The sequence below is a fragment of the Streptomyces canus genome, assembly GCF_041435015.1.
Taxonomy (GTDB): domain Bacteria; phylum Actinomycetota; class Actinomycetes; order Streptomycetales; family Streptomycetaceae; genus Streptomyces; species Streptomyces canus_G.
The window spans coordinates 385,605-398,279 of record NZ_CP107989.1 but is presented as its reverse complement, the minus strand read 5'-3'; the positions used below and the strand labels follow the sequence as shown (position 1 = coordinate 398,279).

Below are 12,675 nucleotides of genomic sequence, written 5' to 3'. Positions count from 1 at the left end.
GTTGTACCCGGCCACGGTCGACGCGGACGGTGATACGCCTGAGCGCTCTAAAGCAGTCGGCGACTGCGTTAGATGACTGTAAGGAGGACGCCCCATAAACGCAAGTGCTGACTGCGTTAAGGTGGGGGTATGAACGAGCGACAGCGAGCCCGCAGGCCCGGCGGGCGCAGTGCCCGCGTCGGCGCGCAGGTGCACCAGGCCGTCACCGAACTGATCAGCGAGCGCGGCTACGGCAACTTCACCGTCGGCGAGGTCGCTGCCCGCGCAGGTGTGGCTGACAGCAGCGTCTACCGTCGGTGGGGCAGCCTGGAAACCCTGCTCAGCGAGGTGGCGCTCACCCGTCTCAACGCGCGGTCGCCGATGCCCGACACCGGGAGCCTCGACGGCGACCTGCGCACTTACGCTGCCCAAGTGGCCCGTGAGATCACCGGACCCGACGGTCCGGCGGTGCTGCACCTGGCCTTCGCCCTGTCGAGCAGCGGTCAGCAGGGCCTGCGGGCGAGCGACCACCTGCGCGCCGAGCGCACCCGGCAACTGCAATCCATGCTCGATCGCGCCCGCGACCGTGGCGAGCCCGCACTCGACGCGTTCGACGTGCTGGACCACATCCTGGCCCCGATGTACATCCGCGTCCTGTTCGGCATGGTCCCGCTCACCCCGGACTACATCGACGGGCTGGTCGACCGATTGCTGTGACCGCCATCACCTGTACCGGACGTGGACAGCGACTCAGTGGCTGCGGCCTGGATGTGGCGGATTCGGCAATGCCCGGACCAGGGCATCCGGGCTCGACAGGGCGCGGAGCAGCTGCTGGTTGTGCGCCGTAAGTTGGTTCATGACGCGCACCGGCTGCTCGACATCGGCCCGCAGCGGGGTGAGCGCGTTGCGCAGTACGCCGGCTTCCTGGGCCAGGGCGACAATCGTCAGCGCGCCGGTGGAGTGCTGCGCGGTTCCCTGCAGGATGCGGGTCCATGGTCGGGCGGATACGGTCGCGTTCGTCGGGTGCGGGGCTCATACGGCGCCGTCCGAGAGGCTGATGCGGCCAGCTCAAGCTGACGATGGAAAGGCTCACTGTCCTCGGCCGGGTCCTGGTCGACCCGCCGCCCGTTGCCCCCGAGCCGTCGCCGACCGGATCGACCGCCACCCGCCGAGTGGACCGGCGCCCGCACAGCGGGCTCAGTGCGGTGGACGGCGTCCGCTGCTCTCCCGCACCACCAGCTCCGTCGCCACCTCCACCCGCGTCGTCTCCGGCTGTTCCCCGGACAGCAGCCGCAGCACCATCCGGGCCGCGAGCGCCGTCATGTCGGCCAGGGGAGTGCGGACCGTCGTCAGGCGTGGGGTCACCCAGTCCGCGAACGGCAGATCGTCGAAGCCGACCACGCTGACGTCGGCCGGGATGCGAAGGCCCAGTTCGGCGGCGGCCCGGTAGGTGCCCAGCGCCTGGTGGTCGCTGCCGGCGAAGATCGCCGTCGGACGGTCGGGCAACGCCAGGAGCTCCAGGGCGTGTTGGTACGCGAGGTTGTGGGTGAAGTCCCCGTAGCGCACCAGCTCGGCGTCGAAGGGAAGATCGGCCTCGGCCAGCGCCGAGCGGTAGCCGTCGACCCGTGCCCGGGAGGTGAGCCGGCGCTCCGGGCCGCTGATGATCGCGATCCGCCGGTGGCCCAGCTCGATGAGGTGGCGGGTCGCGGCCAGCCCGCCGGGCCAGTTGGTCGCGCCCACCCATGGAGTGCCCGGCGCGGGCTCGTCGATCGGCATCACCAGCGCGAAGGGGATGCCGAGCCGGCTCAGCTCCTCGTGCTGCTCGGGCGTCAGTTCGGGAACCACGAGAATCGCTCCGCGCGTGGAGCGGGTGGCCAGCGAGTCCAGCCACTGACGGGCGCGTTTGGACCGGCCGTGGGTGGAGGAGACGACCAGCCCCATTCCCGCGTCGTGCAGGACGTCCTCCGCGCCCCGGATCAACTCGACCGCCCAGGGGCTGTCGAGTTCGTTGATGACGAAGTCGATCAGCCCGCCGGGTGGGGCCGCGGTGGCCGCCGGCCGATGTTTCGCCAGATAGCCGTGCTGCCCCAGCAGGCGCTGCACCTTGGCTCTTGTTTCGGCGGATACATCGGATCTGTCGTGGAGCACCTTGGAGACCGTGGACACCGAAACGCCTGCCTGATCGGCAATTTCGGCCAGGGTGCGCCGTCTTGCCTCACGGGATCCTGTCCGAACCGTTGACGTCATCGGATGAATCTCCTACGTTGCCGGGCGATCGAGTTTTGCGAAAACTATCGCAATCCTCGCTGTCGACGTAAGACTCCCGGCGAAAAGGCGGTCCCCCCATGAAGAGATGGCGCGTGGCTTCCCTGGCCGCGGCCGCGGCCCTGACTCTGGTCCTCTCCGGCTGCGGGGGAACCGGCGGTGGTGCCGGCGGCGGTTCGGGCGGCGGCAAGGGCGAGTTGCTGGTCTGGGTGGACAACACCCGGATGCCCGCGGCCCAGCAGTACAAGAAGGCCCACCCCGACCTGAAGATGCGCATCGTCACCATTCCGCCCGACGCGGGCTACGTACCCACCAAGATCTCGCTCGCCAACCGCACCAAGAGCGGCTGGCCCGATGTCGCCTTCCTGGCCAACCCGGCCGAGGCGGCGACCCTCGCGAGCGAGAAGTTCGGCTACGCGGCCTCGCTCGACGACCTCGTCCCGAAGTCGGTCCGCGACGGCTTCACCCCCGGCTCCCTCGACACCTGCACCTTCGGCGGCAAGACGTACTGCCTGCGCAACGACATCGCCCCCACCGTCCTGTGGTACGACGCGACGCTGATGAAGCGATACGGCTACCAGGTCCCCAAGACCTGGGCCGAGTACCAGCAGACCGGTCTGAAGGCGGCCCAGGAACACCCCGGGACCATCGTCGGAGCCGTCAACGGCAAGTACGGCGCCGGCATCTACTTCGGCAGCAGCGGCTGTGCAACCCGCGACACCCTCAGCCTCACCGAGGTCCACATCGACCTGGGCCAGGCGAACTGCACCCGGGTCGCCGATCTGCTCCAGCCACTCGCCCGGAAGAAGGCGGTCACCACCGTCGTGCCCATCGACCCGGGCTTCGCCAAGTTCGGCAAGGGCGACAAGATCCTGATGCTGCCTGCCCCGGCCTGGTTCGGCGACTTCATGTTCGCACCCGCCTTCAAGGTGCCCAAGGGACGGATCGCCGCGGCCCCCATGCCCACCTGGCCCGGCGAGAGCAAGCCGTACGCCGGACAGGTCGGTGGCGGAGCCTTCCTCGTCTCCGCGCACGCCGGCGGACGTACCAAGGAGGCCGTGGATCTCGTGCGCTGGATGACCACCGACATCGACCTCCAGGCGAAGCAGCCCACCTACCCCGCCTTCACGGCGGCCGCGACGAAATGGGGCGAGGCCAAGTCGAAGGACCCGTACTACGCCTCCGACCCGATGCCCGCCCTCACCGCGGCAGCGAACGCACTGCGTCCCGGCTTCGGCGCGGTCCGCTTCGAAGCCGACTGGCAGAGCAGCTTCAACGACACGCTCGTCAAGGCGATCGACTCGGGCGGCAACCTCCGCAGCGCACTGGCGAGTTGGCAGGACAAGCTGGAGGCGGCGGCCAGGACCAGCGGGTACACGGTCGGATGAAAACGCTCACGACACCCCGCCCCTCCGCCGCCGCGGCCCCGGTACCGGCGACACCCCGCCGCCGACGCCGCCCCGCTCGCACTGCCGCCGTCTGGATCCTCGTCGGCCCGTACACCGCGTTCCTCGTGGTCTTCGGGCTCGCGCCAGCCGGATACGCCCTGTGGACCTCGTTCGTCGACAACGGCTCCTTCACCGGCGGGCGCGACTGGGCGACCGTGTTCGAGGACTACCGGCTCGGCGACGCGGCCGCCAACGTGGCGACGTATCTGCTGCTCTGGCTGCCGATCCTGCTGCTGACCGTCCTGTCCCTCGCCTTCACCCTGCACGCCCGCCCCGGCCGCACGACGAGCGCGCTGCAACTCGTCTACTACCTGCCCGGCGCGGTCACCGGCTCGGCCGCCGCCCTGCTGTGGCTGTTCATGGTCAGCCCGGACAGCAGCCCGTTCTCCCCGCTGCTCAAGCTGATGGACATCCAGAGCGCCACGGACGCGCTGTCCGGCGGCAGCGTCATCGCCGTCCTCACCGTGATGGGTGTCGCGGTGCACGCCGGCGGCTGGATCGTGGTCCTGTACGGGGCACTCAACGCCCTTCCCAAGGACGTCCTGGAGGCCGCCCAGGTCGACGGCGCCTCGGCCTGGCGGACCATGTGGCACGTCAAGCTGCCGATGGTCCGCACGTACGTCGCCTTCGTACTGATCTCCAGTTTCGCCTCCGGCAGTCAGGTGTTCGTCGAACCGACCGTGCTGTCCACCGGCGCCCCTGGCCAGATCAGCCCCACCTGGTCCCTCAACCAGCTCGCCTACACCTACGCCACCCAGGACGGCGACTTCGGCAAGGCCGCCGCGCTGTCCCTGGCCATGCTCGCGGTCGGCGTGCTGGCCGCCTGGATCGTGATCACCCGCACCCGTATGTACGCCACCGACTCCTCCGACTCCCGGTGAGTGAGTGATGACCGCTCTGTCGCGCGGCGCCCGCGCCCTGTTCCTGCTCGGTGCGGCCGTCTTCTTCGGACTGCCCCTGCTCTGGCTGCTCCTCGCACCCACCCGCACGGCCGACGACCTGACCACCGGCTCACCCTTGGGTTTCGGCTCGTTGGGCAACGTGGGCGACGCCTGGTCACACCTGATGTCGTACAACGACGGCCAGATCACCCTGTGGATCGGCAACTCGATCATCTACGCGGCGGCCAGCGTGGCCGTCTCGCTGCTGCTGTGCGTCCCCGCGGGATACGCCCTCGCCAAACACGACTTCGCCGGCCGCCGGGCCCTGCTCACCCTGTCGATCGTGACGATGATCCTTCCCCCGGCCGCGCTGGTGCTCCCGCTGTACCTGGAGATGTCGGCACTCAACCTCACCGGCACGGTTTGGTCGGTGATCCTTCCGCTGTCCTTCTACCCCTTCGGCGTCTACCTCGCCTTCCTCCACTTCCAGGCGAACCTGCCCGACAGCCTGCTGGACGCCGGACGCGTCGACGGGGCGAGTGAGCTGCGGCTGTTCTGGTCCGTCGCGGTGCCGCTGGCCCGCCCCGCCATCGCGCTGATCGCCTTCTTCGGCTTCGTCCGCTGCTGGACCGACTTCTTCCTGCCCTTCGTGATGCTCTCCGACGACCGCACCTTCACCCTCCAGCTCGGCCTGATGTCCCTGCTGCAGTCCACCGGCGCGGTCAACAACTCCAGCGGCTTCGCCGACCTCGACATCCACCAGCCGGAGGCGGCCCTGGCCGGCCTGGTGGCCTGCGCGCCGCTGCTGATCGGTTTCGTCCTCGCCCAGCGCTTCCTGCGCACCGGGCTGCTGGCCGGGGCGGAGAAAGGCTGATGGACGAGGACGCACGCACCGAACTGGCCGCCGAGGTAAGAGACTTGGTGGATCCCCTCGTGTCCCGCTTCAGCGCGGGCCTGGCGCGCGTACGGCTCGGCGTGAACACCGCGATCCACGACGACACGGCCGCCGAACTGGAGGCGTTCGCCCGGCCGCTGTGGGGACTGGCGCCCCTCGCGGCGGGCGGACAGGCCGTTCCGCACGCCGAGTTGTGGGTCCGCGGGCTCGCCCACGGCAGCGATCCCGCGCATCCCGAGTACTGGGGCGAGCCCGGCGACCACGACCAGCGCATCGTGGAGATGGCTGCCATCGGCTTCGCGCTCGCCCTCGCCCCCGAGCAGTGGTGGGACCCGCTGAGCGGCCCCGAACGCGACCGGCTCGCCCGCTGGCTGCTCAGCGCGCTGCCCAGGGAGACCACCGACAACAACTGGCTCTTCTTCCCGGTGCTGGTCGGCCTCGGCCTCGACCGGGTGGGAGTGCCCTACGACCGCTCGCTGATCACCGCCCGCCTCGACCGTCTGGAGACCTTCTGGCTGGGCGACGGCTGGTACGCGGACGGCCCCACCGAACGGCGCGACTACTACGTCCCGTGGGCCATGCACTTCTACGGGCTGCTGTACGACACCCTGACCGGCGGCGACCGCTTCAAGGACCGGGCGGCCCGGTTCGCCGCCGACTTCCGCCACTGGTTCGCCGACGACGGCGCCGCCGTCCCGTACGGCCGCAGCCTGACCTACCGCTGGGCGCAGGCCGCCTTCTGGGGCGCGCTGCCCTTCGCGGGCGTCGACGTACTGCCCTGGGGCGAGGTGAAGGGGTACCTGCTGCGGCACCTGCGCTGGTGGCGCGGGCGGCCGGTGACCGGCCCCGACGGGCTGCTCTCCGTCGGATACGGCTATCCGCAGCCCGCGCTGGCCGAGCAGTACAACGCGCCGGGCTCGCCCTACTGGTCGCTCAAGGCATATCTGCCGCTCGTGCTGCCCGAACAGCACGGGTTCTGGACCGCGAAGGAAGAGCCGGCTCCCGTCCTCCCGGCCGTCAGCGCCCAGCCGCACGCCGGGGCGGTGCTGATGCGCACGCACGGCGACGTCACCCTGCTCGCCGGGCGCCAGCACCACCGGTGGGTGCGCCATGGCGCCGAGAAGTACGCCAAGTTCGCGTACTCGACCCGCTTCGGCTTCAGCCTGCCGAACGGCACGCTCGGGCTGGAACAGGGCGCGTACGACTCCATGCTGGCGCTGAGCGACGACGGCGGGGCCCACTACCGGGTGCGCGAGGAGCCGGCCGCGCACTACGTCAGCGGCGACATGGTCCTCAGCACCTGGCACCCGTGGCCCGACGTGGAGATCACCACCTGGCTGACGGCCACCGCGCCCTGGCATGTGCGCACCCACCGCATCCGCACTGCTCGCGCCCTGCACACCGCCGAGGCAGGCTTCGCCGTCGACCGTGACGCGGGCACGGACCGCGAGGCCGGGCCGGGTCATGCACGGGTGTCGGCCCCCGCGGGACTCACCGGCCTACGGGACCTCGACGGCCGGCGCGAAGGCGAGGTCGTCGACTGTCTGCCCGGCACGAACGTCCTCGCACGACGCACCGCCCTGCCCGTCCTCATAGGGCGACTCCCGCCCGGCGAGCACTGGTTGAGGTGTGCCGTGCTCGGTGCCCCGGACGGCAGCGAAGCCGAGACGGCGTGGCGAGAACCTCCGCGTCTCGCACATCCGACGACCCTCACACATCTCCCGACCACGGCACATCCCTCGACCACCGCACATTCGACGACTGGAGACGGGACTTGAGACTCAGACATCTGTCCGTACTGGCCGCCGTGACCGCGCTGCTGACCTCGCCGGTTCAGGCGCAGGCGGCGCAAACCGGCCACACGTACCACGTCGCCCCCCGGGGCAGTTACCACGCCCACGGCACGCAGGCAAGCCCTCTGCGCACCATCGGCGCCTGCCTCGACCGCGTCCGCCCCGGCGACACCTGCCTGATCCACAAAGGCACCTACCGCGAACAACTCACCCCTCCCTCCGGCACCGAGGGCACCCCGGTCACGATCGCCGCGTACGGGGACGGACCGGTGACCGTCGACGGGACGGAGAAGGTGACCGGCTGGAAGGACGCGGGCGGCGGACTGATCGCCGCCGCCGCCAATCTGCCGCCCGATCCCGACTTCAACGCGGTGTTCCTGGACAACACCCGTGCGGCGGAGGGCCGTTGGCCCAACTCCGGGGCCGATCCGCTGAACGCCACGTGGGCCGAGGCCGGCACCACCTCCACCGACCAGCACATCGACGACACCGACCTGCCCGACGCCGACTGGACCGGCGCCACCGTTCACGTGTGGGCGGGCTCCAACCCCTGGGCCCAGCAGACCGGCACGGTCACGGCCGCCTCATCGGGCGAACTGGACTTCAGGGGCGGCAACTACCGCTGCCCGCCGCTGTGCATGGGCAACCAGACCTACCGCAACTACTACCTCGTCGGATCGAAGGCCGCCCTCGACCAACCGGGGGAGTGGTACTACGACAAGACCGAGCACCGGCTCTACCTCGTCCCCCCGAAGGACGGCATCGCCGGCCACACGGTGACCGCCAAGCACCGGCTGTGGGGCCTCGACCTGAGCGCCAGCTCGTACGTCACCGTCCGCGGCCTGAACCTATGGGGAACCTCCCTGCGAACGGGCAAGTCCAGTACGGGAGTTGTGGTGGACGGGTTGCACGCCACCTACATCTCCGAGTTCTCCACCCTGCCCATGCCACCGGACAGCGACCTAGCCGTCGAGCCCTTCGAGGGCAACATCGTCGCCTCCCGCATCCTCGACTCCGGCATCCAGATCCTCGGCACCGGCAACACCCTGAAGAACAGCGAGATCGCCCAGTCGGCCGGTGACGGCGTCCTGGTCCGCGGCACCGGCAACACCGTCACCAACAACTACCTCCACGACGTCGGGTGGATGGGCAGCTACACCCCCGGCATCGAGATCAACGGCAAAGGCCACACGGTCACCCACAACACGGTCCGCCGCACCGGACGAGCGGCCATCGACACCGCCTGGCAGCTCAACGGCACCGAGTTCCACGACAACCGCATCGCCTACAACGACATCTCCGAGGCGATGCGCACCTCCCGCGACGGCTCACCCTTCTACGTCTGCTGCAGCCTGAACGGCTCCGGCACCTCCATCGACCACAACACCGCGCACGACGCCGACGGCCAGAACGGCTACTACGTCGACAACTACTCCGGCCACTTCAAGCTGCACCACAACGTCGCCTGGAACACCGGCAGTCGGGGCGTCTACTTCAACGGACACACCGGTCCCAGCATCGCCAACGAGGACCACAACTCCAGTTACGGCGTGGGCATCAACGTCGCCTCGTCCGCCCTCGGTGGCGCGACGGACGCCTCCGGCTCGTACTTCAGCAACATCGTCGGACCCAAGCCGGTCACCGCGACGCAGACCGGCAACCCGTTGCCGGTCGTCCGTTCCAACCTGATCAGCGAAAAGCCCGGCTACACGGACGCCGTCAACGGCGAGCTGTGGCTGACCCCCGGATCACCCGCCATCGACGCGGGCGAGGTGGTCGACGGCACCACCACCGACACCCTGGGCACAGCTCCCGACCAGGGCGCCTACGAGTACGGCGCTCCCATCTGGTCGACCGGCTGCGACCTGCCCGGCTGTCAGCAGCGGGTGCGGCACGGCAACTGGAGCGCCACCGCGAGCGACGGCACCGACGCCGCCGCCACCGTCGACGGCGACATCAACACCCGCTGGACGGGCGCCGCCCCGCAGGCCGCCGGCCAGTCCCTGACCGTCGACCTCGGCGAGAGCAAGACCTTCGACCGGCTCTCCCTCGACGCGGGCCGCGACACCCGGGGCCAGCCGTACGGCTTCACGGTCTCCGTCAGCCGCGACGGCACGCGGTGGGGCGATCCGCTCGCCCGGGTCTCCGGCCGCTCCTTCACCCAGGACGCGGTGTTCCCCACACAGACCACCGCCCGCTACGTACGGCTCACGCTGACCGCGAGCGGGCCCACGCCCTGGGTCGTGAACGACATCCGGCTGTACGGCGACGGGCCCGACGCCGCCTCGACACTCCAGGCCGAACGGGCCACGAGCGTACGAGGGGTGGCGCGAGGCACGGCGGCCACCGGGGTCCTCGCCTCCGGCGACCGGTTGGCCTTCCGCAAGGCGAACATCAGCGGGAAGCACCTCACCGTACGACTCGACTCCGCCTGCGCACGGGCCTGCTCGCTCCAACTGCGCCTGGACGCGCCGGACGGACCGGTGGCCGCGGTGGTGCCCGTCACGGGTACCGGTGACTGGCAGGAGCAGTCCGTCCTCCTGAAGCGCCATGTCACCGGCGCACACGACCTCTACCTCGTGGCGAAGGGCACGGGCCGGGTCGCCGCGCTCGACTGGCTGACGATCAGACCCTGACACACGAGGGGCCAGGCCGGACGACGGGACACGGAATCCCGTCGCCCGGCGGCTCATGCAGCGAGGGAACGGCTCGCTGCGCCGGCGCGCGCCTGGGCATGAGTGCCGGCCCGTGGGGCGGTTGTCCCGACCGTCCCACGGGCTCGCGGTGACATACGGGGTGAACAGCCACCTACGTTCACCCGTACCTCTGGTCGTACGCCTGTCCGCCAGCTCGGGCAGGAAGAGCGTGGATACGCGGATACGGAGTAGGACGTGCTTCAGCAGTCACAGGAGCGATCTGGGGAACTCGGCGGCCGCATCACGCCCACGGCCCGACTGGTGCGTTGCGCTGCTCTGGCGGGGAGCCTGGCCCTCCTACCGCTGGCCACCGCGTGCAGCGGAGGCGAGGACGATGCCACAGACAAGGGCAAGGCGTCGCCGCAGACAGTGACCGCTGCCCCGGCAGCGGGGGTGGTGGCTCCGGCGAAGGTTGAGGTGATCGCCAACCTGACAGGCTGCAAGCCCAAGATCCGAATCGAAGCGGACGAACTGCGCCAGGGCCTGTGCCACACGAAGGCGATCGACTACCTCATCACCACCTTCCCCGAGGAGAAGTACAAGCAGGCTTGGCTGGAATCCGCCGCTGTCTACGGCGGCAAGTACCTGGTCGGCTCCCGCTGGATCGTCAGCGTCAAGAAGCCGGAGATGCTGGAGCAGTTCCGTGCCAAGCTCGGCGGTGAGATCCAACAACTGCGCGGCATAGGCCCGACCGCGGCCCCGAGCGCGTCGTAACGACGTCCCCTTCCCCTGCTCAGGGCGATGAGCGCGGCGATGGCCCCGTAGGGAAGGAAGATCGGGGCCAGGGCGAAGCCGAAGGGGACGGCGATGGCCCACCAGGCTCTGGTGGCGGTCAGGCGTTCGTCGTAGACGAGCCGACTGGTGGAGGCCACGGGCGTTCACCTTGTCGTATTCGGCGGATGCGGTGGGGCTGTTCACAGGGGCAGGAAGCTGTTGGCACGGGCGTGGTGGGCCAGGGTCGCGCCGGTGCCGATCTCGTGGAACCAGGCGTGCAGGTGTAACGACCGGTCGGCCAGCCGGGGCATGATGCACGGGTAGGTGCTGAGCACGTCGAGCTGGCTGAGCACATGCCAGTGCCCGGCGGCGGTGACGTCTCCGGTCAGGGGGGCCGGATCGTCGTCGGACTCCGTGATGCCGGAGGCTGTCAGGCTGTCGTGCATGGCCGCGGTGACGACGTCGCAATGAGAGTGGCCGCAGACGATGATGTCGGAGACGCCCAGCTCGTCGACCGCGTACTCGATCGTCCTGGATTCACCGGTCGGCATCTTCGCGTCGTAGGGCGGTATCACCCCTCCGTACGTGCGCAGTTCGAAGAGGTCGCCGGGCCGGGCTGCGGTCAGCAAGGCGGGAACGATGCGGGCGTCGGAGCAGGAGATGAGCATGGCCCGTGGCCGGTGGTGCCGGGTGAGGCCGGCCGGGTGCGGGGTGTGGGCTGCCGCGCGGGCGCGGAAGACACGCACCTGGTCGATCAGGTTTCGCATGGTGTGGTCTCCCCGGGCCATCAGTCTGACAGCCGGGCATCGATGAGTGCCTTGAACGCCTCGTAGGATGCGGGGTTGGTGATCCGTTCTCCGTCGAGGAAGAACGTCGGGGTGCCCTGGACACCGAGACCGAGGCCGTCGCGCTGGTCGTCCTGGACGCGTCCGGCCACTTCCGGATCGGCGAGATCGGCGTCGAACCGGTCCATGTCCAGGCCGAGTTCCTTCGCGTAGCCGCGGAAGACGGACTCCTTCGAGTCCTGCGACTCGCCCCACTCCTTCTGAGTGGTGAAGAGCTTGGTGTACATCTCCTCGAACTTGCTCTGGCGGGCGGCTGTTTCGGCGGTGCGGGCGGCCAGTTCTCCGTTCCGGTGGCCGGGCATGGGGAAGTAGCGGGCCACGAAGGTGACCCGGTCGCCGTATGCCTCGCGCAGTTGCTCCACGGCCGGGTAATACGCCCCGCACGACTCGCACTCGAAGTCCAGGAACTCGACGATCGTCAGTTCGCTCTTCTTCGGTTCGGTGAGGCGGTGGCTGTTCTCTCGGACGGGCAATGCCTCGGCGGCCGGTTGTACATCAAGGCCGCCGTTGTTCCGGTTGTCCGGGGCGAGCAGGAGGTAGGAGCCGATGGCGAGGGCGAAGCCGGCCAGGAGGACGGCGGCTGCGATCAGGTTCTTCTTCAGCTTGCTCATGATTCCTCGGTGGGGGTGGACGTGGAGGGGCGGGCGGGGCGCCGGTCGCGGGCGTGCAGACCAGCCAGGTAGGCGTTGTAGGCGGTGAGCGGGTCGTTGTGGAAGCCGCGGTGGATCTGCCGGTCCACGCGGCGGGCCTCGCGCTGGTCGGAGCGGACCCACTGGACGGCCAGGATGATCGTGGTGATCAGTACGGGGTGTCACCGGTGGCCCAGGCGATGGCCCCGGCGTCGTACTGGTCGTCCATCGGGTACTCGACCCAGGGCCGCTCCAGCGCCGACCATCAGCCCTCTCCGATCAGCGCGGTCGCGCTCATCAGCGAGATGCCGAACCAGGAGTGGAACGGCATCGTCAGGATGAGGACGAACAGCCGGCCCGGATGGGGCGGGCGGCGCGGGCCGGGGTCGGTGCCGATGACGACCCAGAAGAACAGCAGCCCCACGGCCAGGAAGTGCACCAGCATGAACAGGTGGCCCAGATGGCTGCGCATCAGGGTCTGCGTCGCTGAAGGTCAGCGTGACGCGCAGGGGCAGTCCGGCGAGTTGAGC

The 12,675-nt window shown here is 69.7% G+C and carries 11 protein-coding genes and 1 pseudogene; 7 read left to right on the top strand and 5 right to left on the bottom strand.

Features of this window, described 5'->3' with window-relative positions:
- The first annotated feature begins 129 nt into the window (after positions 1-129).
- Positions 130-696, top strand: coding sequence for a TetR/AcrR family transcriptional regulator (locus OG841_RS01900; RefSeq protein ID WP_371562852.1), 567 nt, complete (start codon positions 130-132; stop codon positions 694-696).
- A gap of 480 nt (positions 697-1,176) precedes the next feature.
- On the opposite strand, the gene OG841_RS01895 is transcribed toward OG841_RS01900, so the two are convergent.
- Positions 1,177-2,226 (bottom strand): LacI family DNA-binding transcriptional regulator, encoded by a 1,050-nt coding sequence (locus OG841_RS01895; RefSeq protein ID WP_371562848.1) that lies wholly within the window; start codon positions 2,224-2,226, stop codon positions 1,177-1,179.
- Positions 2,227-2,324: 98 nt separating this feature from the next.
- Here OG841_RS01895 and OG841_RS01890 point away from each other — a divergent pair, with 98 nt between their 5' ends.
- The 6 genes from OG841_RS01890 (at position 2,325) to OG841_RS01865 (ending at position 10,671) form a co-directional block, all read left to right on the top strand.
- Positions 2,325-3,632 (top strand): extracellular solute-binding protein, encoded by a 1,308-nt coding sequence (locus tag OG841_RS01890; RefSeq protein ID WP_365115931.1) that lies wholly within the window; start codon positions 2,325-2,327, stop codon positions 3,630-3,632.
- The gene (locus OG841_RS01885) at positions 3,629-4,573 is read left to right on the top strand and encodes a carbohydrate ABC transporter permease (protein ID WP_328643120.1); all 945 of its coding nucleotides are present in this window, start codon (positions 3,629-3,631) and stop codon (positions 4,571-4,573) included. Before OG841_RS01890 ends, OG841_RS01885 begins: the two co-directional genes overlap by 4 nt.
- Before the next feature lie 7 nt (positions 4,574-4,580).
- Positions 4,581-5,447, top strand: coding sequence for a carbohydrate ABC transporter permease (locus tag OG841_RS01880; RefSeq protein ID WP_328643121.1), 867 nt, complete (start codon positions 4,581-4,583; stop codon positions 5,445-5,447).
- Complete coding sequence (locus OG841_RS01875) at positions 5,447-7,246, top strand: DUF2264 domain-containing protein (protein ID WP_371562843.1); 1,800 nt, start codon at positions 5,447-5,449, stop codon at positions 7,244-7,246. The genes OG841_RS01880 and OG841_RS01875 overlap by 1 nt, the downstream gene beginning before the upstream one ends.
- On the top strand, positions 7,243-9,897 hold the full coding sequence (locus OG841_RS01870; RefSeq protein ID WP_371562840.1) for a discoidin domain-containing protein: 2,655 nt from the start codon (positions 7,243-7,245) through the stop codon (positions 9,895-9,897). Before OG841_RS01875 ends, OG841_RS01870 begins: the two co-directional genes overlap by 4 nt.
- Positions 9,898-10,152: 255 nt before the next feature.
- On the top strand, positions 10,153-10,671 hold the full coding sequence (locus OG841_RS01865; protein ID WP_328643124.1) for a hypothetical protein: 519 nt from the start codon (positions 10,153-10,155) through the stop codon (positions 10,669-10,671).
- Between the two features lie 200 nt (positions 10,672-10,871).
- Here the strand turns inward: OG841_RS01865 and OG841_RS01860 are convergent, their stop codons facing one another.
- The 4 genes and pseudogenes from OG841_RS01860 to OG841_RS01845 all read right to left on the bottom strand — a co-directional run.
- Complete coding sequence (locus OG841_RS01860) at positions 10,872-11,438, bottom strand: carbonic anhydrase (RefSeq protein WP_328643125.1); 567 nt, start codon at positions 11,436-11,438, stop codon at positions 10,872-10,874.
- 20 nt (positions 11,439-11,458) lie between these two features.
- Positions 11,459-12,127, bottom strand: a complete 669-nt coding sequence (locus OG841_RS01855) for a DsbA family protein (RefSeq protein ID WP_371562835.1) — start codon at positions 12,125-12,127, stop codon at positions 11,459-11,461.
- Complete coding sequence (locus OG841_RS01850) at positions 12,124-12,255, bottom strand: hypothetical protein (protein ID WP_371562831.1); 132 nt, start codon at positions 12,253-12,255, stop codon at positions 12,124-12,126. Before OG841_RS01850 ends, OG841_RS01855 begins: the two co-directional genes overlap by 4 nt.
- A gap of 155 nt (positions 12,256-12,410) precedes the next feature.
- Positions 12,411-12,623: pseudogene (locus OG841_RS01845) on the bottom strand (cytochrome c oxidase assembly protein); the annotation flags it as partial.
- Positions 12,624-12,675: the final 52 nt, after the last annotated feature.